The 20,699-nt window shown below is 53.3% G+C and carries 17 protein-coding genes; 6 read left to right on the plus strand and 11 right to left on the minus strand.

All coding sequences use genetic code 11. The features are described 5' to 3' along the window. Positions 1 to 308: 308 nt before the first annotated feature. The 5 genes from CHB92_RS16135 to CHB92_RS25895 all read right to left on the minus strand — a co-directional run bounded on the left by CHB92_RS16135 (position 309) and on the right by CHB92_RS25895 (position 5,385). On the minus strand, positions 309 to 1,850 hold the full coding sequence (locus CHB92_RS16135; protein WP_089320264.1) for an alpha-N-arabinofuranosidase: 1,542 nt from the start codon (positions 1,848 to 1,850) through the stop codon (positions 309 to 311). Between the two features lie 698 nt (positions 1,851 to 2,548). After that, on the minus strand, positions 2,549 to 3,409 hold the full coding sequence (locus CHB92_RS16140) for a universal stress protein (RefSeq protein ID WP_179223078.1): 861 nt from the start codon (positions 3,407 to 3,409) through the stop codon (positions 2,549 to 2,551). Between the two features lie 250 nt (positions 3,410 to 3,659). Further along, entirely contained in the window at positions 3,660 to 4,079 is a 420-nt protein-coding gene (locus CHB92_RS16145; RefSeq protein ID WP_089320266.1) for a DoxX family protein, read from the minus strand. Between the two features lie 345 nt (positions 4,080 to 4,424). Beyond that, positions 4,425 to 5,141, minus strand: a complete 717-nt coding sequence (locus tag CHB92_RS16150; RefSeq protein WP_089320267.1) for a hypothetical protein — start codon at positions 5,139 to 5,141, stop codon at positions 4,425 to 4,427. A gap of 16 nt (positions 5,142 to 5,157) precedes the next feature. Beyond that, positions 5,158 to 5,385, minus strand: a complete 228-nt coding sequence (locus CHB92_RS25895; RefSeq protein ID WP_089320268.1) for a hypothetical protein — start codon at positions 5,383 to 5,385, stop codon at positions 5,158 to 5,160. Positions 5,386 to 5,432: 47 nt separating this feature from the next. Between CHB92_RS25895 and CHB92_RS16160 the strand changes: the two genes are divergently transcribed. Further along, positions 5,433 to 5,858, plus strand: a complete 426-nt coding sequence (locus CHB92_RS16160; protein WP_089320269.1) for a hypothetical protein — start codon at positions 5,433 to 5,435, stop codon at positions 5,856 to 5,858. A gap of 73 nt (positions 5,859 to 5,931) precedes the next feature. On the opposite strand, the gene CHB92_RS16165 is transcribed toward CHB92_RS16160, so the two are convergent. Together CHB92_RS16165 and CHB92_RS16170 are read right to left on the minus strand one after the other, a co-directional pair. Beyond that, positions 5,932 to 6,801: a hypothetical protein gene (locus CHB92_RS16165; protein WP_089320270.1), complete on the minus strand. Its 870-nt coding sequence runs from the start codon at positions 6,799 to 6,801 to the stop codon at positions 5,932 to 5,934. Positions 6,802 to 7,056: 255 nt separating this feature from the next. Continuing rightward, positions 7,057 to 7,698, minus strand: a complete 642-nt coding sequence (locus CHB92_RS16170; RefSeq protein WP_089320271.1) for a hypothetical protein — start codon at positions 7,696 to 7,698, stop codon at positions 7,057 to 7,059. Positions 7,699 to 8,051: 353 nt separating this feature from the next. Here CHB92_RS16170 and CHB92_RS16175 point away from each other — a divergent pair, with 353 nt between their 5' ends. Beyond that, the gene (locus CHB92_RS16175) at positions 8,052 to 8,981 is read left to right on the plus strand and encodes a glutaminase (RefSeq protein WP_089320348.1); all 930 of its coding nucleotides are present in this window, start codon (positions 8,052 to 8,054) and stop codon (positions 8,979 to 8,981) included. A gap of 305 nt (positions 8,982 to 9,286) precedes the next feature. Here the strand turns inward: CHB92_RS16175 and CHB92_RS16180 are convergent, their stop codons facing one another. From CHB92_RS16180 to CHB92_RS16190, 3 genes are all read right to left on the minus strand, one after another. After that, positions 9,287 to 11,497: an acylase gene (locus tag CHB92_RS16180; RefSeq protein ID WP_089320272.1), complete on the minus strand. Its 2,211-nt coding sequence runs from the start codon at positions 11,495 to 11,497 to the stop codon at positions 9,287 to 9,289. A 197-nt stretch (positions 11,498 to 11,694) separates the two neighbouring features. Beyond that, positions 11,695 to 12,468 carry a hypothetical protein gene (locus CHB92_RS16185; protein WP_089320273.1) on the minus strand — a complete coding sequence of 258 codons (774 nt, stop codon included), beginning with the start codon at positions 12,466 to 12,468 and terminating at the stop codon, positions 11,695 to 11,697. A 294-nt stretch (positions 12,469 to 12,762) separates the two neighbouring features. Further along, complete coding sequence (locus CHB92_RS16190; RefSeq protein WP_089320274.1) at positions 12,763 to 14,511, minus strand: ABC transporter ATP-binding protein; 1,749 nt, start codon at positions 14,509 to 14,511, stop codon at positions 12,763 to 12,765. A gap of 399 nt (positions 14,512 to 14,910) precedes the next feature. Here CHB92_RS16190 and CHB92_RS16195 point away from each other — a divergent pair, with 399 nt between their 5' ends. Continuing rightward, entirely contained in the window at positions 14,911 to 15,720 is an 810-nt protein-coding gene (locus CHB92_RS16195) for a tRNA pseudouridine synthase A (RefSeq protein WP_089320275.1), read from the plus strand. Positions 15,721 to 15,871: 151 nt separating this feature from the next. On the opposite strand, the gene CHB92_RS16200 is transcribed toward CHB92_RS16195, so the two are convergent. Beyond that, entirely contained in the window at positions 15,872 to 16,414 is a 543-nt protein-coding gene (locus CHB92_RS16200) for a hypothetical protein (protein ID WP_144266331.1), read from the minus strand. Between the two features lie 374 nt (positions 16,415 to 16,788). On the opposite strand from CHB92_RS16200, the gene CHB92_RS16205 reads away from it, so the two are divergent. The 3 genes from CHB92_RS16205 to CHB92_RS26395 all read left to right on the plus strand — a co-directional run bounded on the left by CHB92_RS16205 (position 16,789) and on the right by CHB92_RS26395 (position 20,623). Then, positions 16,789 to 17,484 carry a hypothetical protein gene (locus CHB92_RS16205; RefSeq protein WP_089320277.1) on the plus strand — a complete coding sequence of 232 codons (696 nt, stop codon included), beginning with the start codon at positions 16,789 to 16,791 and terminating at the stop codon, positions 17,482 to 17,484. Positions 17,485 to 17,862: 378 nt separating this feature from the next. After that, a complete protein-coding gene (locus tag CHB92_RS16210; protein WP_106219140.1) occupies positions 17,863 to 18,516 on the plus strand; it encodes a hypothetical protein in 654 nt (217 codons plus the stop codon). Between the two features lie 421 nt (positions 18,517 to 18,937). Then, positions 18,938 to 20,623: a L,D-transpeptidase family protein gene (locus CHB92_RS26395; RefSeq protein ID WP_089320279.1), complete on the plus strand. Its 1,686-nt coding sequence runs from the start codon at positions 18,938 to 18,940 to the stop codon at positions 20,621 to 20,623. The last annotated feature ends 76 nt before the right edge of the window (positions 20,624 to 20,699 follow it).

Consider the following 20,699-nt stretch of genomic DNA (forward strand, 5'->3'; position numbering starts at 1 on the left):
GGCAGTTCGTGCCTTTTCATTCCCACGCAACCATACTTTCAGCACTTATAACAGTTAACAGCTGAGCGCACAAGTACGCCCTGATCTCGTGGCATCCGAATGCCTCGCGAGCGTCAGGGTTGATATACTGTTGCATGGAGCTTTAGGCGCACGCAGAACCTCCGTATAGTGTAAACGTCCGCTTGTGCCAGGGAAGGTATAAGGCTAGGCCTTTCTTACGTAGGAGTAGACGCTCGCGGGAGCTGCGCACGCCGCGGGCGTCTTGTGAGTCACCGCTATCTCATTTAGCCAGCAACACGATACTCCTGTTAGGTTAACTCCAGCACCACCACCGAGAAAGGCGGCAGCGTTACGTTTAGCTTGTCGCCTTTTAACTTGGCACCTTTAAAAGGCTGCGGTTTTATCTTCTCCGGGTTATCAAAGGTGTTGTAGTCCTGGAGCTTCTTAGAAGAAAGAATCCTTCCTTTCGCCGTTTTGTACCGGCTACCTTCTATCTGAATGGCTACCTCCTGCGCTTTGTCTGCATGGATGTTGACCAGGGAAACATGCGTTACCCCGTTTTTAGCTTTGGAAGCCGAGGCCGAAACAGCCGGCAGCTCCTCCCCTCCTACTTCGTAGCTGTTGCTCTGCAACTGAATAGGCAAGTATTGGGCATCCTGGTGCACTTTGTACATCTCCATTACGTGGTAGGTAGGCGTCAGTAGCATTTTTTCCTCGTCGGTCAGGATAACCGCCTGCAGCACGTTGATGGTCTGGGCCAGGTTGGCCATCCGTACGCGGTCGCTGTGGTTGTTGAAGATGTTTAAGGTGGCGCCCGCGATCATGGCATCGCGCATGGTGTTCTGCTGATACAGAAAGCCCGGGTTGGTACCTGGCTCTACCTCGTACCAACCGCCCCACTCGTCTACCACCAGGCCTACCTTTTTCTCCGGGTCGTACTTGTCCATGATGGCGCTGTGCTTTTGGATCAGTTCATCCATCTTTAAGGCTCTCTGCATAGTGGTAAAGTACTGCTGCTCTGTAAAGGTGGTAGAGGGGCCTTTGTCGTCCCAGTTGATGACCGCATAGTGGTGCAGCGCCAGCCCCTCCATTAAGTGAAGCGGAATCTTTTTCATCAGCACCTCGGTCCATGCATAATCATCAGAAGAGGGCCCGGAGGCGATCCGGACGATGCCCTGGTCCAGGTAGCCTTTGCCTAAATAAGTGGCGTACTGCTTATACAGGTCGGCATAATACTCAGCTGTCATGTTACCGCCACATCCCCATGGCTCGTTTCCTACGCCCCAGTACTTCACTTTCCAGGGCTCACTTCTACCGTTCTCGCGGCGCAGCTTCGACATGGGGCTTTGCCCTTCAAAGTTGACGTACTGCACCCAGTCCATCATTTCCTGCACCGTACCGCTGCCCACATTACCGGCCAGGTAAGGTTCTGTACCCAACAACTCGCACATGTTCAGGAAGTCGTGCGTTCCGAAGCTGTTGTTTTCCGTCACGCCTCCCCACCAGGCATTCACAATGGTTGGTCTGTCCGCTTTGGGGCCAATACCGTCCTTCCAGTGGTAGGTGTCGGCGAAGCAGCCACCCGGCCAGCGCAGGTTCGGAATCTGCAGCCTCTTGAGCGCCTCCACTACATCGTTCCGGACACCATTCGTATGCGGGATCTTTGTGTTGTCCTCTCCCACATAAAAGCCCCCGTAGATGTTTCGGCCCAGGTGCTCGGCAAAGTGGCCGTAAATGTGTTTGTTGATCTGCTGGTCTCCTTTCCCGGAAGCATCCAGGGTGGCAGTGTTTTGCGCCTGGCTAAAGAAAAAGGTTAGCGACAGGCAGCAACTGATAAGGGTTCTTCTCATGGTATTTTTTATCTAAGCTCTTTTTAGGGTTTGGTTAGGATGAACGCTAAGCGGTACTAGCTACCACTTTAAGTTGTCTTACTTTTACTAAAGTAGTGTTTTTACATCAGATATTATAACAAAGGCTGCTTGTTGGCGAAGGTCAGGCTTATTAGCAGGTGCTCTGTAGGAGGCATTTGCCCCTTCTCCTGCCCCCTAAAACTCTTGGTGCAGGCATAACCAGGAAAGGACTGTTGGTCTTGAAGCCTGCCTCTCCTTGTGAGCAATTCCTGTCGTGCTGTACAAAAAAACAGACTACAGCAAAAGTGCTGTTCGGGTAACGGCTCAGCGGGAAGAGCGTCCTCTTTCTATAGTGCCGTGTCCAACCACCCCCGGCCCCTCCTTGGATAAGGAGGGGCCGGGGGTGGTTGGACACGGTAAAGCAAAAGAAAGAGCTGAATGATTGACTGTGCCGTACGGTTTCCGGAAGTCTTAAAAACTGGGTTACGACCTGGACGAAGAAGAACTGTGGGTAACCGGCAGTTCTACAAGCTTGAGCCTGGGGTTCAGAGCAGGAGAAAAACGGTCTTCCGGTATGGGCTAACCTTCTACTTTTAAAATAAGAAGAGCAGGCACTTTGCAGCACCTGCTCTTTTGGTTTATGATACCGAACGCTGAGCTAGCGCTCTGTTTCCCTGCTATTTGAGGTAGCCGGCTTTCTACGCTCTCCTGGTTTCGGAATCGGTCTGCCGCTTTAGGTCCAGCAGGGTACCGTTTTCCGGGAGCGCCAGCATGGGGAGGTTGAGGTTCTGCAGCAGCTTGTTCGACACGCTGTTGTGGGTGACGCGCTCCAGGAAGTGCCGGTGCAGAATGGTGAAGGCAAGTAAGCTCGTGTTGTTTTCCTGCACAAAACGGGTGATGCCTTCGGCTACGTCATCGTTGGCAATCTCTATGAACTGTATCTCTGCCTGCGGGAATTGCTCCAGCAAGCCCTGTTTCACATACTCGTCATCAATGTAGTCTGGCTGCTTTTTGCTCTTGATGTGCAGGAAAGTTAAGGAGGCGTTAAACAGCTCTTTTAACTGCACCAGCTGCAGGGCTGTTACCTGGTCCCCGTTTTCGAAGTCGGCCGCGTACACAATATGCTCGATCGGTTTAATTGTACCGCTCTCCGGTAAGGCCAGCACCGGGCATAGCCCGCGCTTGGCAATGGCTTCTGTGGTGGTGCCGAACACTCTTTTCGTAAAGCTCTTTCCGCCAGCAGTTGCCATTACCACCAACGAAACGCCATAGGCTTCTATGGCCCCGGCGATCTCATCGGCGGTGTCTCCTTTTCGCACCAGCGTTTCTGTCTGCACGCCCTCGCTGTTTGCGCTGGCTATTAAGTCGTTTAACTTCTGCTGGGCCTCCTCTTTATAAGCTTGCTGCTCAGATGCATTGAAGCCGGGTAAGAACGAGGTCTTATCGTACACGTGGCAAACTACGACCCTGGCATCCACTCTTCTGGCCAGGTCACAGGCATAGGCAAGGGCTCTGCGGGAATTATCGGAGAAATCGGTTGGAACTAAAAAAGTCTTCATGGGCATAACGTTTAGTTTTAAGGTTTTGACTATAGGTTTGCTCTCGGCTCCCCCAGGATGGGCATAAAGGTGCGCGTTATACAGGGGCTTAAAAATTACCTGTGTCATTCAAATACATGATCTTCGTCAACCTGCTCCTTTTGCGGGCGCTTCCTGTTCCGGCCTATCCCCCGGCAGGCTACCCTTGCCAGTTCCGTGCTCTTAATACAGCGCTACTACACAATGTAGTTCTGCCAGGCAGGAAACAGGCTTAGCGATGATGGGCGAAGCTGTCTTGCCTTCTGCTGCTTTTGCGGGCGGCATCCACACTCCAGACGCCGGCCCCGTGTGCAGCGATGTACAGGAAAAGGAAGCAGTACAGCACCGCCTTCTCCCCCTCATTCACCAACGGGTTCCAGCCCTGCGGGGCGTGTGCCATAAAAAAGGCAACGGCCATCTGGCCACTGGCAATAAAGGCCGCCCAGCTGGCGAAAAGACCAAAAGCGATCAGCAGGCCGCCCACAAACTCGATGATGCCAGCAAGCCCCATGAGCGAGGCCAGCTCTACGGTGTTGCCGTCTCCCGGCCAGCCAAACAATTTCTGGGAGCCATGCATGGCGTACATGCTACCTGCTACAAACCGCAGGACAGCGAAAAGCTGTGGACTAATGTTTCCTAAGAATCTTTCCAAACTGGTGTCGCTTTAGGTGGAACATGTTATGCAACAAAATTTACAAATAGTTATAAAACAGCTGTTTGCTTATGGCCATTAACGTTTATTTTAATATAAAGTTAAATTATACCCTGACGCTGCTCCCCAAGGCTTTAGCACAACCGGCTTATTTCTACAGTTTATTTATTATGTTAACACGATTCCGCTGCGGCAGACCTCCAGCCTGACCACAGTACTATCGACCTGCTCTGTGCCCCTGCAAGTGTCGCAATCCGGACCTTTCCCTTACAGGACCTATTCCCCGCAAACAAAACAGCCGCTGTTTTCCGCAGCGGCTGTTTTGTTTTAAGAGGTGTGTTACGCCTAATACCTGTCTGACCAGTACCTGTCGCGGTCATCATCTGTCATCCTGTCGTCGTTTCGGTTGCCAAAGCCACTGCCGTAGCGGGAATCGTCAGGCGATCCGTAACGGTCGGAGAAATTTGCGCTGTTGCCATAGTTCTGATAAGCATAGCCAGAACCGTTGTAGCCTCCACGGGAGCCAGGGTAAAAATCCTGCCGCTCACCTGTTCCTCTGTCCGCATAGCGGTCATAGTCGTTGTAATAGTTTGAGGAGGTACCATAGCCTTGCCATCTGCTGCCGTAGTCTGTATTTCTGTCACGGTCTGTGTCGTAGCGGCCCACGTTTCCCCTAGTATTGTCTCCGTACCCGTAATCCATGCTCTGGTCGCGGTCGCGGTCGTAGATGCCGGTGTAACTCCAGGTGCGCTTCCGGTTATCATCCCACTGGTAATCGCCCCGGTACCCATCGTCGCGGTCCTCTTCCCGGTACCTGCCGTAGGCACTGCCTCTGTTGTCGCCGCGGTTCATGTATTGGTTGCGGTAGCGGTCATCGCTATTCCAATCGCCCTGCTCACGGCTATTCCAGTCGCCCTGCTCGCGCTGGTAGTCCCGCTCGAACTGGTCCTCTAAATGCCTGGCATTATAATAGGTGTCATCATTTCGGTCGGAACGCTGGTAGCGGTCGTAATCGAGTCCGGGCCGGGTACGGTCGTTTAAATCCCTGTATCGTCTGTCCATAGTTTTTTAGGTTTGTTTAGACATATGTGTTTTCTGTTTTAACGGAAGCCGGGTTTACTGGTTTAGCAGCAGGCAGGGAGACCTGGATCAGCTGAGAAGCAGCGCCAATTTTCTGGCTTGGGGATGACGCTAGAAAGGACTGTTCTTCTACCCGTTCTGCGCGTTTCTTTCCATGCTCTTTTAGACCTATCGCAGCCAGGTTTTTACCCAGTTGCTGCGGCGTTAAGGCAAGCTGTTCTGACACAAGAAGAACAGCATATCCCGCCTCAGCTGGCTACCGTTAAACAAAGGATGAAACAAAAAAATAAGCAAATGGGTGTGAAGCACATACATCAAGGCCTGCTGGCCATTTCCCTCCTCGCCTCCCTGTGGCTGGCTGGTTGCCAGGGCAGTACCACGCCAATGGGTACCGCAGCAGGAAACAGGAACGGAGTGCCGCAACGCGTGGATATCAGGGGAATCATCAACACAAGTCGCTACGACCAGGGACAGGTGGTGCTGGAGGTAGAAGGCACTCCTTCGCAATACTCCCGCTACGACCGGGCCTTTGTGCTCGTGCTCCCCACCACTGATGTTGTGGACGGGAACGGTAACTCCATCAGCCTGAGCGAACTACAACGCGGACAAAACGTGGCGATCTTGCTGCGTAGTGGCGGTGAGGGAAACATGGTGGGCATGGGAGTTGCCCGGAAGGTGTGGGTAGAAGAGGATAACTGATATACGCACAGCCATCAAACAAAAACAGCCGCTGCTGTAAGGCAACGGCTGCTCCTGACTAAAAGGCCTGCTTTTATGAAAACCCGCCTAGCTCATTGATATAGCGGTTGGAGTTGTGCGAGGTATCGCCTCCAAGGCCGGTGCGGCCGCCATAGGTGCCTCCCTGCATCGAGCCATAGCCGCCGTAGTTGCCAGCTGAATTACCATAGGTATGGTTACCAAAGGAGCCGCCCCGGTGGCCCGTCTGATAGCCGGTGCCGCCGCCATAGTTCTTCCCGCCGTAAGAGCTGCCTGTGCCCACACTGTAACCATCGGAGAAGTTGCCGAGGCCATAGGAGGTGTCGGGCACGCCCCGGTGAGATCCTGGGAAGGAGTCGCCGATGCCGCCCCCGAAGCGGGAGCTTTCGTAGCCATCCCTGTCGCCGGAGTAGTACACCTGGTCGTCGCCGGCGCCTTCCCTGTTCCTGTCGCTGTCCAAGGTATTGAAGCGGTCGGAGGTGCCGTCGTAGCTGGAGATGCCATAGCCTTGGCGAATGTTGCCGCGCAGGCTTTCGTCCCTGTCGCGGTCACCCCGGTACAGGCCCTGGTCGCCCCGGAAGTCATCCTGGTAGCTGCTGTACCGATCGCGATCGTGGCTGAAGTTCCCGGAGTAGTTTCTTTCCCGGTCCCGGTCGTTACGTTGGTAGCCAAAGTCGTTCCTGAAGCTATCCCTTTCTCTCCAATCCTGCCCAAAGCTATCCCTTCTGTCGTTTTGGTAGCTGTTAGGGTATTGGCTGCGGGTATCGTGCCAGCCGCCTCTTTCGCGCTGGTAATCCCGCTCAAACTGCTCGTCTAAATGTCTGGCATTATAATAGGTGTCATCATTTCGGTCGGAACGCTGGTAGCGGTCGTAATCGAGTCCGGGCCGGGTGCGGTCGTTTAAATCCCTGTATCGTCTGTCCATAGCGTTTAATTAGGTTTAGTTCGTAAAGTATCTTCTGTTTAACGATAGCCGGCCCCGCTGGTTTGGCAGCAGGACAGCTAGGCCAAGGATTCGTAAAGCTGCAGGTCCTTCAGTGAAGCGGGATCAGCCTGCCGTTCGGCTATGTAGGAGATGGCAAAAGATGAAAGGAGGAGATGCTGCTTGGAACGGTTACCCCTAAACAAAAGAGCCCTCACCAGGTAGCAAGGGCTCTTCTAACTTGATCATGAGGATTTTCTAATAGTATCTTTCCTGTAGGTAGCTTCTTCGGTCCGGACCGTACCAGTCGTTTCTGATGATGCTACTCCGTTCGTCGGCAAGGCGCGACCTTCTGTCATCGCCTCCGGAGCCGGGGTAAAAGTCTTGCCGGTCTCCAGATCCGCTGCCGGCGTATTGGTCATAATCGTTGCCATAGCCAGAACGGCCGTAGGCTTGCCGGCTGCTGCCGTAGCCTGTATTTCGGTTATGGTCGTTGCGGTACCGGTCCTGCCCTCCTCTGTATTCGTTTCTGTAGTCGCCCCGATTGCCATAGCCGCTGTACCTATCCCGGCCACAAGCCTCCGAGCTGTTTCGGTCCCGGTCATTCCCCCGGTAGTCGGCAGGTTCGGCGTAGTAGTGGCCCTCTCTCCTGTTATGGTTGTAGAAATCACGTCGAGGATCCTCGAAACCCGTGTGCCTGTTGTTTTCCGGGTTCGTGTTTTGGTTGCGGTAGCGGCCATCGTCATTCCAGGGGTCCCTTTCGCGCTGAAAGTCCCGTTCGAACTGGTCGCTTATGTTTCTGGTGTAAAAGTTATGGTCGTTTCGGCTCGCGCGCTGGTACCGGTTGTAATCCAGCCCGGGCTCGTTGCCGCCGCTTAGGTCTCTGTATCTGCTGTCCATTTCGTGAAATAGCTTTGGTTTGCATTGTACTTCCTTTTTCTAACGGCAGAAGAACTTCCTGGTTTAGCAGCATCCGGCCTGGCTTGTTTCCTTCTTAATCCCGAAAGAAGTAAAAGCAGGGGCTTTTCCTTCCAGAAAACAGAGGTTTCACTACTGGGGCATGTGCCGTAAAGGCAAGGGTCACCAGAATACTGGCCACACCGGTAGCATCGGCAACTTTTAGCTCAACATTAAAACAGTGAAGTACAGTCTTTGAAGCAGGTGTCGCCTTGGGGCAGGTAAAACACTATGCCGCAGAAGGGAGTAAACTGCCTTACAGCATAAGGCAGAAAAGATCTGCTTCAGAACAGCCCATGGCCATTAGTTTAACAAATTACCAAAAGATACTGGATCAGATCCAACAGGAAATCTCCGGGAGAGACATCCCCGGGAGGGTAGCCTCCTATATACCGGAGCTTGCCAAAGTGCCTGCCGACAAGTTCGGGATGCACCTGTACGACCTGCAGGGTGAGAGCTTTTATTTTGGCGACAACGAGGAGCGCTTTTCCATACAAAGTATCTCGAAAGTGTTCTCCCTGGCCCTGGCCATGAAAATGATAGACCATGACCTCTGGAAACGCGTGGGGGTGGAGCCTTCCGGTGCCCGGTTTAACTCCCTGTCGCTGCTGGAAGATAACTTCGGCATCCCCCGCAATCCGTTTATCAATGCCGGGGCACTGGTGGTGGCCGACGTGCTGATCTCCTCGCTGAGCAACCCGAAAGAGGCCTTCCTTACTTTTCTGCACGAACTAACCGGCGATGATAGCATCAGCTATAACGAGACGGTGGCTGCTTCTGAGAAGTCGGAAGGGTACCGGAATGTGGCCATGGTAAATTACCTGAAGTCTTTCGGGAACATCCGCAACGATGTGGAGGAAGTACTGGACTTTTATTTCCATCAATGCGCGGTGGCCATGTCCTGCAAAGAGCTGTCGAAAGCTTTCCTCGTGTTTGCCAACCAGGGGAAATTGCTGAACTCAGAAAAACAACTGCTGACAGGCCAGCAGGTAAAACGCATCAACGCCCTTATGCAGACCTGCGGATTTTACGACGAAGCCGGTGAGTTTAGCTTTGAAGTAGGCCTGCCGGGCAAAAGCGGCGTGGGCGGAGGAATCGTGGCCGTACACCCGAACCATTATGCCGTAGCCGTATGGAGCCCCCCGCTAAACCCCAAAGGCAACTCTGCCCGGGGCATGGCAGCGTTGGAGCGCCTCACCACCCTCACCGGCTACTCCATTTTCTAATACCTCTTCGCTTCTACGTGCTCCTTCGTACCCGCCAGTTTAGGTCGCCGCCCATTGAAGTAAAGCGGGAACTGGTGGGAAGAAATGGTAGCAAGTTTTCATCTTACGAAAGTGGGAACGCGCCTACCACCTGCACAAAGCTTCCTCCCATACAGCCGCGTTAACGCTCTCGCTAAACCAGACCTCGCGGTGTGCACAGCTCCCGCATGCGTCTGACCATACAAAGCAAAGCCTATCCACCTTCTCTGACGCAAACACCCGCTCCTGCCACCTTAGCATACACGTTCATACATTAACAAAGCAGCTTATTTGTTTGCTGCTTCCCCGGGGTGGTAGGTCGCTTTGGCTCTCTTCTCCACGTCTTCGCGGTAATAGGCCACGTCCTTGAACTGTACATCGGCATAGCGCTGCGCCTGGTCTGCGAAATGAGGCGAGGCAGGATCACCGCTCTGGCCACCAGCCAGCAAGGTCTTGGCCTTTACTTTGTCCCCAAACTCCACTACAGCCACAAAGCTGTTGCCGGAGGTACCGTACAGGCGCTTGGTATTGTAAGCATTGGCGCCATAGGAAGCCAGGGCACCCCAATTGCCGGAAGCCAGCCCTACCGGAATACTAGGCAGCGTGTCGTTAAAGGCCTGTTGTATGTCGCCGCTGAGGCGCTGGTAGCGGTTGATCTCGCCCCAAGGCGTGTTCCACTGGCCAAAGTCCTCCTCCAGTTGGGCCAGGGTCTGGCGGAATAGCGCCAGGCGCTCCTCCTCAGGTGATACCTTTGTGTAATGGTCAAAACGCTCCATCAGGCTCAGGCCTTTGGGAGCGCTGCCGTTCCGCAGGGAGTTGATGGCATAGAAATGGGCCAGCGACATAGCCACCGACTCTTTCGATACGGCATAGTCCCAGCGGCGCAGCACATTAATTGCTTCTTGCAGCTTCGGGTCGTTTGGTTTCTGCTTGTCATAAGCCTTTACAAGGCCCGGTATCAGCACTTCAAAGCCCGGCAGGTAAGGGTCATAAGCCAGCTGTATCAGTTTATCGAGGGTTAGGTTGTTGGCTTTCTGAAGAAGCCGAATGGCGTGTACCCCCCGGAAGTTTTCGGGCGATGGCGCCATGTACACCGGATAGTCCTCCTGCTTCGGGCTGTACTCGGCGGCACTGGTAAAAGGGGTGGAATTGCAGTTCTGTATCCAGCCATTCGGCGGGTTAACCAGGCGGATGGTTTCCTCTACGGGGTGCAGCCCGTTCCAGTCTGTCTTCGGGTTGCTGCCATCCACTGGTTTAGAGTAATCGAAAGCGGTATCGCGCCTCGGAAAGAAGTTGCCGTGGTAGTAAGCAATGTTACCGTCCGCATCGGCATATACTGTGGCGTTGGAAGAGTTGGTGCGCAGCTGCATCATTTCGTCAAACTCCTGCAGGTTGCGCTTCTTGGTTCTGGTGTAGGACTGGATCAGGGCCTCAGATGGCTTCCACATCAGGGCTGTCGCCACCCACTTATCGCCGTTTTTATGGGTGATAGGCCCGTGGTGCGTTCTGTAAGTCGTGAAGGTCTTCTGCTTTATTTCATCGCCTTCTTTGTAAGATAAAGTGACTTCATTCGTGGACACCGGGCGCAGCTCTTCGCCATATTTGTAAAAGAGCTTGCCTTCCTGCTCTACAATGGTTTCCTCGAACTCATCAATCACGTCGGCATAAGCGGAGGTGTGCATCCAGCCGGTCTTTTCATTAAAGCCCTGGTACACAAAAAACTGTCCCCAGGTAACCGCGCCATAGGCATTCAGCCCTTCTTCGCTCACCGCATGCACCTCACCCCGGAAGAAGAAAGAGGTATGCGGGTTGATCAGCAGCATGGCTTTGCCGGAGGCAGTATGCTGGCCGGAAATTGAAAAGCCGTTGGAGCCTTTGGGCTCTTCCAACAGGCCGGGCTGCACCAGGCTATGCCCGTAGCTGTTCAGCCCCAGCGACTTATTTTCTTCGTAGAAAGCCTGGATTCGCTTGGTGGAAACACTCTCGATATCACCCCCAATGGAGCCTTCGCTAAAGTACATCGGCATCCAGGGCTCGAAGTGCGTGAGGAGCTTTGGCTTTACCTCCGGGTGCGTATACAGGTAATAGTTGATGCCGTCGGCAAAGGCGCGGCAAAGTTCCTTCAGCCACTCCGGGCTCTTCTCGTACTGCGCAATCGCTTCCTCTTCTGTCATGTACAGGCGGGCACGCAGGTCGCTGTACAGCATTTCCTCCCCTTCTACTTCTGCCAGTCGGCCAATGGCCCACAGGTAATTGCGCTCTACCCGGTTAAAGTCATCCTCGCACTGGGCGTACAAAAGACCAAATACCGCATCGGCATCCGTTTTCCCGTACACGTGCGGCACACCAAAATCATCGCGGACAATGGTGACGCGCGCGGCCTGTTCCTCCCACTGGGCCACTTCTGCCGCAGAGTCGGTGGCCTGCTTTAGGGCACAGGAAGAAAAGAGGGAAACGAAAAGAAAGACAAGGGTAGCATTTTTGAAGGCGTATCTCATGGAGGCTCTTGTTAAGGCGAAAAACAAGCTACCAATTTAACTATATTTTTTTATTCCCTCACAGCCCTCCGAAGGAGCTAACGCGCCATACCTGTCAGAAGCTTGCCCGGTCACAGAAAAAGAAAGCCTTCCTAAAACACAACAGCCCTTGCCATACAGCAAGGGCTGTTATTATATACATAAACTACCAGGCTTTGCTATTGTCTGAACTGCTCGCTGCGCCGGTCGCTGTCGAGCCAGCTGTCTTCGGTGTTGGATCGGCGGTCCCTCTCGTACAGGTCATCGTTGGCAAGGTCACCGCGCCGGCGATTCCTGTAATCGTGATCGCCACCGTAGTTTTGGTCCCCATAGGAATCGTCCAGGCCAGCACTGTAGTACCCTTCGAAATTACGGTTGCTATACCCTGCGTCAGCCCCGCCAAAACGAGCGCCTACGTAGGCATTGCTGTAGCCGCCTCTGTCGCCGGCATAAGCATCCTGCTCTCTGTAGTCATCTCTGTTTTGCCTTGTGTAAGGGTCATAGGTACTGGGGTGCCCCGTGGTACGGTAGCCTTGCCACCTGCTGCTTCGCACGTTCTGGTCCCAGTCTCTCCTATCCATATCCTGGCCTCCCCAGAAGTCGCCCCTAGCATCGCGGTACCTGTCGCGGTCGCGGCCATAAGTATCCGCGTAAGGCTGGTTTTGCCCCCTGTCGTTGCGCGGATAATTGGAATACCCGCTGCCGCCTTCTCTTTCGCCTCTGAGGCGTTCGTAGGCATTGCCCATGTTCCCCTCGTGGTAGGTGTGCCGGATGCCATAGGAGCCCCGGTCATTATCCCAACGTCCTGTTTCGCGCTGGTAGTCCTGCTCGAACTGGTTTGTTAAGTTTCGCGCACTGTGGTAATGTTCATCGTTCCGGTCGTAGCCCCGGTACCCGCTGTAGTCAGCTTCGTAATCGTTGCGATCGTAGTGGTTTCTGTCTTGTCTGTCCATAGCTTTTTAGATGTGTTGGTGAATGGTTTCCTTTTTAAACGACGACAGCCATCCCCGGTTTAGCCCTCTGCGAAAGCGACAGAAGCTCCTCCCCTCGCGCTCCTAAAGCCTGCTTATACCGGCACAGAGTATCCCCCTAAACTCCCTGGTGGCGATGCTGCCTTCCAGAAATTTGTAGCCCAACACTTACGAATAACACCAAAAGGCTATCGCGAACAATATACACAGAGTGACAGGCTTCCTACAGAATACTAGATGCTCTCCCCCCAAGAACAATGGCTTTCCCGGCCTTCTTTAAATACGCGCCTGGTAAGTGTACAACTGGTAATACCGCCCCTGCTTTTCCAGGAGATCCTCGTGCTTGCCCTGCTCTACGATACGGCCCTGCTCAATCACCAGGATCTGGTCGGCCTGCCGGATGGTGCTGAGGCGGTGGGCAATTACAAAGGTCGTGCGGCCCTGCATCAGGGTTTTGAGGCTGGCCTGTATCAGGCTCTCGCTCTCGGTGTCGAGGTTGGAGGTGGCCTCGTCCAGGATGAGGATGCGCGGATCGGCCAGCACGGCCCGGGCAATGGCAATGCGCTGCCGCTGCCCGCCCGATAGCTTGACGCCCCGCTCCCCGATGCGCGTATCCAGGCCCTCCGGGAAACGATCGGTAAACTCCCGTACATGGGCTGCCTGCACGGCCTGCATCAGTTGCGCTTCGGTGGCATTAGGCCGCGGAAAGAGGATGTTCTCCCGTATCGTGCCCTCGAACAGAAAGTCGTCCTGTAAAACCACGCCCAGCTGGCTTCGGTAGCTCCGCAGGCTGAGCGTTTGCAGGTCGTGCCCGTCGACCATAATGGTACCACTGGCGGGGTTCAGGAAAGAAGCGGCCAGCCCGGCAATGGTGGTCTTCCCGGAGCCGGAAGTACCCACCAGGGCCGTCACGGTACCGGCAGGGGCTTTAAAACTTATCTCCTGCACGACCTCCTTCCCCGGCTCATAAGCAAAGGACACCTTGTCGAACACGATGTCCCCGTAAATGTGGTCTAACTCCAGGGTCCTGTTTCCCATGACACTTTCCACGGGGGTGTTCAGAATCTCCTGCGTGCGGTCGAGCCCGGCAAAGGCCTCGGTAAACTGGCTCCCGATGTTGCTCATCTGCAGGATAGGCGCGATCATAAAGCCGAGGTACAGCGTAAAGGCCAGGAAATCCCCGAAGGTCAGCTGTCCCTGCATGATCAGGTAGCCACCTATGCCCATGATGCCCGCCGAGGCCAGGCCCAGTAACAAAGTTGCCGCCGAGGTCACCATGCTTGTAGTAGTCAGGCTCTGCTTTATGTTCTGGAACAAACGCTCCACTCCCACCTCAAAAGTTTTGATCTCCTGCGCCTCTGCATTAAAGCCTTTTATCACGCGCACGCCCCCCAGGGTCTCGGTCAGGCGGCCTGTCACCTCGGCATTGATCACCCCACGCTCCCGAAAGATGGGCCGTATCTTGCCGAAGGCCTTGAGTGAGATCAGCCCGAAGATGGCCACCGGAAACAGCACGTACAGGGTCATGAGCGGGCTGATAACGATCAGCAGCACGAGGCAAATGAGCGAGGTCAGCACGCCGCCGACCATTTGGGCAAAGCCGGTGCCGACGAGGTTACGCACCCCTTCCACATCCGTCATGATGCGCGACACCAGCTCCCCGGTTTTGGTGTTGTCGAAGAAGCGGATGGGCAGCTGGATGATGTGCCGCTGCACCTTGGCCCGCAGTTGGGAAATAAGGTGCTGCGCCTCCACGCTCAGAATCTGTGTCAGGGCAAAGGAAGTGACTGCCTGGATCACGATGGCAGTGATCACAGCCAGGATCAGCCATCTCAGCATATCAAAGTCGCTGTTGGGGATCACGTCATCGATCAGGTACTTGCTGGCTCCCGGCAAGACCAGCCCGGCCAGCCGGCTGATGATGATCAGCACGAGCCCGATGCTCAGGTATTTCTTGCGGGGCCAGATGATGGTTTTGAATACTTCCCCGATGCTTACGTTCTGAAGTTTCTTGGATTTCGACATGCTACTACTCGTGAGGCCTGAAGGTAAACAAATTCAGCTATAAAAAATCTACCCGCCCTTACTTGCCCCACCAGACCTTCCCTGCCTTGCTCTATCCACTGCAGGATACTTGAAGGAATGGAAACGCCAGCATACGGCCCTGCAACGTGCGCTGCGCTTGCAAGCACCTGGGCGAAAGAAGGACGGCGAAGTGTAGCCTTGTAGCGTTACACGCTTTCAGGACCTTCGGACACTGCGAGTTCTTATGAGGTATCCCTTATCGACCCACTCCCAACAGGTATCCTCTTCATTATCCTTCATCCCCTACCTCTTTTACATCCTGTAAATCCTGATCCAGGGGATTGTTTGCCCCAATTTGTGCTAACTTGTCAGCCTTTAACAAAGAGAAACAACAAGGGCTTGCGGTACTTTTTTCATATTGCTTATAAGGGCGGGAACTACAAGGGCTGGCAGCGCCACCCGTATGGCCTGGGGGTGCAGCAGGTAATAGAAGAGTGCCTTGGCAAAATACTCAGAAAGCCTGTGGCGATCGTGGGCTGTGGCCGAACGGATGCGCAGGTACATGCCACCCAGTTCTTCTTTCACCTGGATGCCGACAAGCCCTGGGAATTTGACATGTTGGACCGGCTAAACAAGGTGCTGCCGCCGGACATTGCTGTGTTCGATATCATCCTTATGGAAGGCCTGCCCCACGCCCGGTTTGATGCCAGCCAAAGAAGCTACGATTACTTTATCCATACCTACAAAGACCCTTTTCTGAGCGATGTGAGCTCCTTTTACCTCTTGCGTAACCTGAACCTGGATGCCATGAAGGAGGCCACGGCCCTGCTCCCCCGCTACACCAATTACAGGAATTTGTGCCTGACACCGGCAGAGCAGGACAGTACCATCTGCCATGTTACCGCTGCCCAATGGCTTACCGACCGGAATGGTGACCGCCTGCGTTTTCAGATCTCAGCGAACAGGTACCTGAGTCGGATGATCCGGATCCTAGTGGGGCAGTTCCTTCGCATAGGAATGGGCAAACTAAGCGTGGATGCGTTTGAAAGTTACCTGGCAGGGGAAAACAAGCCCAAACACCTGGCACCGGCCTACCCCCAGGGCCTCTACCTATCCAAGGTTACTTACCCCTACCTGGACCTTCCGCCCCGCAGCTCCTTTGCCGCTATCCATCAGAACCAGAATGACGCAGACTGGAAAGCAGTCTGAGGTCAGGCAGGCCCTCTTAATGCTGCAAGCCAGACTGCTTCACCCCTAGCAAAAGCCCGTAGCTCGCGCCTCTTCTAAAAAACAGCTTTTCCTTGATGGAAAAATAGCACAGGTACTCACCAGCAACAGCAAGTGCCCCATGCCTTATTGTTTAGGATCCCCGCACCCGGGCAGCCAGGATCTTGAAGAGGATGTACAAAAGGGCAAAAGCCAGCATGGCGATCAAAGCCCAGAACTTCTTCCGGTTCATTTCCTGCCAGTAGTCCCGCTCCGCTTCGGTGCGCTTTAGCTGCCGCCTGATCTCTCCGCGTGCCTGTCGCTCCTGATACAGCTCCACCCGCAGCGCATCCAGCGCAGCTGTGTCTTTCAGGTAAACGGTTTTCGTGATCTGCTCACCCACACAGTCCGGGCATTTTGCCGGGGCACGAAAAGGAAGCAAGGATTCCCTTCTCTCCAAGGCCAGTGCAGGGTGCAGCCTCCCGGGCGTAAAAGGCGCAGGCGTGTACACAGCGGGTGGATAGAACCTGGCGGGGAAATGCTTGGCAGCGTAGGCGCTCCCGTGCTCCCGGGTATAGGCGGTATGCTTGTCTACATAGTCGGCCAGCTCCGCTGTGTGTTCATCGAAATACTTTTCTGCCTGGCGTTGGGTGACGCAGGAGCACAGCAGCAGCATTAGTCCGAAGAGTAACCTCATGTATTTATTGCTTGTCAGTTCAACTGTACCGCCACGGCCAAATCTTTACACTCGCCCGCTTCCCGAGTATATACGGAATTAACGATGTTTACAGTGGTACTTCCGGCATAAGAATGTGCCGGCAAGGATACCCACACTCACGGCAGCGCTTCCCTGCTAAACTAACCTTCTAACCCCGTCTACCATAATTACACCCTTCTCAGCCCTGGCTCCAATGCAGCCTGCCCATCGTTTTACATTGCACTTACAGGCCCCTGTATAGCCCCCTTAAAATATATAAGCAATTGATGAACAAGCAGATGATATGTAACCAATTTCACTTTTTGCTTCGTAAAACACAATAACAAGTTATGTTTAACTAAAACTTTGTGATTATGAAAAAGAATATAATGAATATAGGAAAGCTCTTGAAAATGGGATTAGTGTGGGGTGTGACCATAGGCCTCGTGTCATGTGCCAACGAAGGTGCAGGCGTTGTTCAGGAGTCTGAAGAATTAGGCGTAGAGACAGAAGAAACAGGTACGTTTGAAGGTACCACGCCCATGGAGGAAGAACCTGCCTACGACTACGATGCTGACGAAACCACAACGACGGTAGCCCTAGGTGTAAACGCCGATGAGCTGTATACCGACCTGACCACCACAGAGCTCTACGAAGGATGGGATGCCAACGATGACAACCTGCTCGACGAGAACGAGTACTACGGTGCCTTTTATGACACCTGGGATATCAACGACGACAACATGCTGGATGAGAACGAGTGGAACACAGCCCTGAGTGACTTTGGCTTCGACGATAACACCGCTTGGGGGTGGTCTGATTGGGATACCAACAACGATAACCTGATTGATGAGAATGAGTTTGGTACCGGACTCGGAACCGCAGGTCTGTTCTCTGACTGGGACATGAATGATGATAATGTGCTGGAAGAACGAGAGTATACCGAGGGTATCTTTGGCTTATGGAATGATGCCGACGATGACGGTATATTGGACGAGAATGAGTACAACGACTTATATGTAAGGTACTTTGACATGGACGTCGTGCAGTACAACCCTGAAAGAGGTTAATAAAAAGAATTATACCAGTAAGAAGCTCTGCAGCTTTAGCCTGCAGGGCTTTTGCTGTTTTTGGGGCCAAGCGTAGGCACTGCACAGCAAAATGGCCTTTTTAAGCAGGGAAAGCTTCGTTCTGCCTGAGGAGGGTTCTGCAAGAGAAAAGGAACTTTACCCGAGGTGCAGATCACAGCCGGTTTTAGGCTACGAACGGTGCTGCTCAAAAGCCTGCTGCTCATGCATGTTTTAGTACTTTACCGATACACAAATTGCTTCTTAATTTTGCTTAGCAGAGGCAAGTAATTGATAAACAAGTGCAATTAAATGTAACCCATCTCGCTTTGAACCCCGTAAACTATAAATACAAGCGATGTTTAACAAAACTTTAAAATTATGAAAAAGAATATAATGAATATAGGACGATTGTGGAAGATTGGTTTATGTTTTGGTGTAACAATAGGATTAGCCTCTTGCTCCAATGATGAAGCCGGCGCAGTAGAGGATGAAGTAGGCGTGGCCACAGAAGAGACGGCAACTTTTGGTGGTGAAACCGGACTTGCTGAAGAAGCAACAGTTGCTGGTGTTGAAGAGGATGCCTTCTATTCTGATCTGAACACAACCGGACTTTACGAGGAATGGGACGCCAACGATGACAACCTGCTCGACGAGAACGAGTATTACGGTGCCTTTTACGACACCTGGGATATCAACGATGATAACCAGCTGGATGAGAACGAGTGGAACACAGCCGTAAATGATTATGGTTTCGCTGGTAATGACACTTGGGTATGGACTGGTTGGGACACCAACAATGATAACCTGATTGACGAGAACGAATTCGGTGCCGGACTTGGTAACACAGCTATGTTTACGGACTGGGATGCCAACAACGATAGCGTACTGGAAGAACGAGAATACGCTGACGGTATTTACGCACTTTGGGTAGAAGGTGATGATGACGGTATTCTGGACGAAGAGGAATACAATGACATTTATGTAAGATACTATGACATGGATGTAGTGCAGTATATCCCTGAACGAGGATAATCGACACTACATACTTAATACCAAAGCCTTGCAGTTTGTTGCTGCAGGGCTTTTTGTTGATGGGGTACCGTGCCAACTTTCGTATTTCCCTCCTGTTACGCTAAGTCTCTATACACTCCAGTGTGCATAAGATCTCCTTAAAAGCTCCTTTCTTTTCCCTCTCGTCTACAGCTGCAACAGCAGGCTTTCTTGACCTTCTTCATGCAACTTCCTCCCCTCCTGTTGCCTGCATAAATCAGTATCTCCCTCTGCCCACGCTGGTATCTTATACTTAAAACAACGGAAATATTAAACATATCAGGCCTAGTTTTTGTATTTATATAGGCAATGCCCGTAAAAATTCAATTTCACATTCCGCCACCCTAGAGGTGGCTGGCGTGTTTGGGCTTGTCAATTAATTGTACCGAAAACCGAAACAAATATGAAGAGAACAAACATAGATATCCCTTTCCCCCACTACCTACTCGGCCTGCTGTTGCTGCTCGTGCCCTTCCTGAGCACAGGTGCTACCCCGGCCAAACTGCCAGGCAACTCCAATACGATAGGGAGCGCCACTAAAGTAGACAGCACTTACCTGGAGGAGTACATTGGCCATGAACGGGAGTTCAGGCACCAGCTCGACCTGGTGGAGCAGTTTTACCAGGACCGCGATTACCGGCTGGCCTGGTTTGAGAACGACAGGCTGATACCGCAGGCGGATAAGCTGATAGCAGCCATCGAGAAAGCAAACAAACACGGCCTGAACCCAAAGGCCTATAGCCTATCAGACCTGCGCGAGATGTCGCGCGACTACACTGCTTTGTCGGCATCTTCCCCACAGAAAGCACAAAAGAAGCAGGAACTGGACCTGGCCCTCACAGCCTCCTATTTTAACTATGCCTCTGACTTTTATAAGGGGGAGGTAGACCCGCACAGTGCTGCCGCCATTGAGTGGGAAGTGAAGAAGAACAGGATCAAGCTGAACAAAGCCCTGGAAGTGGTGCTGCAGGAACGAGAGAACAACCCTTTTTACGAGTTTGACGCCATCCACGAAGGTTACCAGAAGTTGCGCAATGCCCTGGTAGAGTACCGCCAAATACAGGAACGCGGCGGCTGGCCAAAAGTGCAGGGCGAAGGCATCGTGAAACTGAACGACACCGCCAAGGTAGTATTGGATGTACGCCGCCGCCTGTTTCCGCAACAGCCCATTAACCGGCAGGACTCCACTGCTTATGTATATGACGCACGCCTGGAGCAAGCCGTCCGGGATTTCCAGCAGCACCATGGCCTGGTGGTAGACGGCGTGCTGGGTCCGAACACCTATAAGGCGCTGAACGTGAGCGTAGACGAGCGCATCGACCAGATACTGGTGAACATGGAGCGCTGGCGCTGGCTCCCTAAAGACCTGGACCCGAAGGGAGACGATGAGCGTTACCTGATGGTGAACATCCCGGCCTTTCGGGTGCGCGTGATGGAGAATGGCGAAGAAGTGATGCAGATGAAGGCAGTGGTGGGCGAAACCATGAACTCCACCCCTGTCTTCAGCCATAGAATCCAGTACCTGATGTTTTCCCCTTACTGGAACGTACCCAATAGCATTGTGGAGGAAGACATAAAGCCACACTTACAGCGCGACCTGGGCTGGCTGGAGCGTAATAATATGGAAATGGTGACGACCTTCGGGGCTAACGCTGATCGGGTACCAGTAAGCCGCGTGAACTGGAACACCATGACCGCACAGAACTTCGAGTACCGCATCCGGGAGCGCCCGAGCGCCAACAATGCCCTGGGCCGCGTGAAGTTCATGTTCCCGAACGAGTATGCCGTGTACCTGCACGACACTCCGGCGGATCACTTGTTCTCTGAGCGGGACCGCGACTTTAGCCACGGTTGTGTGCGGGTGGAACGCCCCGCCGACCTGGCAACTTACCTACTGCAGGATAAAGGCTGGAGCAGAAGTCAGGTGCTCCGTGCCATGAATGCCCGCGAGCAGCAGCGTGTGAACCTGGAAGAGGACGTGCCGGTGTACCTGGTGTATTTTACCGCCTGGGTAGGAGACGACGGCGAGGTGCACTTCCGCGATGACCTGTACGGCCATGACAAAGCTCTCGCACAAAAGCTGTTTTAAGTTGCCGCTTAAACATTAGTTTCTCAAGCCTGTAGTGCCCGAGCACATAGGCCAGGGGATGTAAAAGAGAAGGGCC

It is taken from the genome of Pontibacter ummariensis (assembly GCF_900188175.1).
Lineage (GTDB): Bacteria > Bacteroidota > Bacteroidia > Cytophagales > Hymenobacteraceae > Pontibacter > Pontibacter ummariensis.

What these genes read in the sequence shown, in the direction of transcription:
- CHB92_RS16185 (WP_089320273.1), bottom strand. Translation starts at nt 12,468, where the DNA reads ATGGACAGACAAGACAGAAACCACTACGATCGCAACGATTACGAAGCT.
- CHB92_RS16180 (WP_089320272.1), bottom strand. Translation starts at nt 11,497, where the DNA reads ATGAGATACGCCTTCAAAAATGCTACCCTTGTCTTTCTTTTCGTTTCC.
- CHB92_RS16160 (WP_089320269.1), top strand. Translation starts at nt 5,433, where the DNA reads ATGAAACAAAAAAATAAGCAAATGGGTGTGAAGCACATACATCAAGGC.
- CHB92_RS16170 (WP_089320271.1), bottom strand. Translation starts at nt 7,698, where the DNA reads ATGGACAGCAGATACAGAGACCTAAGCGGCGGCAACGAGCCCGGGCTG.
- CHB92_RS26395 (WP_089320279.1), top strand. Translation starts at nt 18,938, where the DNA reads ATGAAGAGAACAAACATAGATATCCCTTTCCCCCACTACCTACTCGGC.
- CHB92_RS16165 (WP_089320270.1), bottom strand. Translation starts at nt 6,801, where the DNA reads ATGGACAGACGATACAGGGATTTAAACGACCGCACCCGGCCCGGACTC.
- CHB92_RS16210 (WP_106219140.1), top strand. Translation starts at nt 17,863, where the DNA reads ATGAAAAAGAATATAATGAATATAGGACGATTGTGGAAGATTGGTTTA.
- CHB92_RS16135 (WP_089320264.1), bottom strand. Translation starts at nt 1,850, where the DNA reads ATGAGAAGAACCCTTATCAGTTGCTGCCTGTCGCTAACCTTTTTCTTT.
- CHB92_RS16150 (WP_089320267.1), bottom strand. Translation starts at nt 5,141, where the DNA reads ATGGACAGACGATACAGGGATTTAAACGACCGTACCCGGCCCGGACTC.
- CHB92_RS16200 (WP_144266331.1), bottom strand. Translation starts at nt 16,414, where the DNA reads ATGAGGTTACTCTTCGGACTAATGCTGCTGCTGTGCTCCTGCGTCACC.
- CHB92_RS16190 (WP_089320274.1), bottom strand. Translation starts at nt 14,511, where the DNA reads ATGTCGAAATCCAAGAAACTTCAGAACGTAAGCATCGGGGAAGTATTC.
- CHB92_RS16175 (WP_089320348.1), top strand. Translation starts at nt 8,052, where the DNA reads ATGGCCATTAGTTTAACAAATTACCAAAAGATACTGGATCAGATCCAA.
- CHB92_RS16205 (WP_089320277.1), top strand. Translation starts at nt 16,789, where the DNA reads ATGAAAAAGAATATAATGAATATAGGAAAGCTCTTGAAAATGGGATTA.
- CHB92_RS16140 (WP_179223078.1), bottom strand. Translation starts at nt 3,409, where the DNA reads ATGAAGACTTTTTTAGTTCCAACCGATTTCTCCGATAATTCCCGCAGA.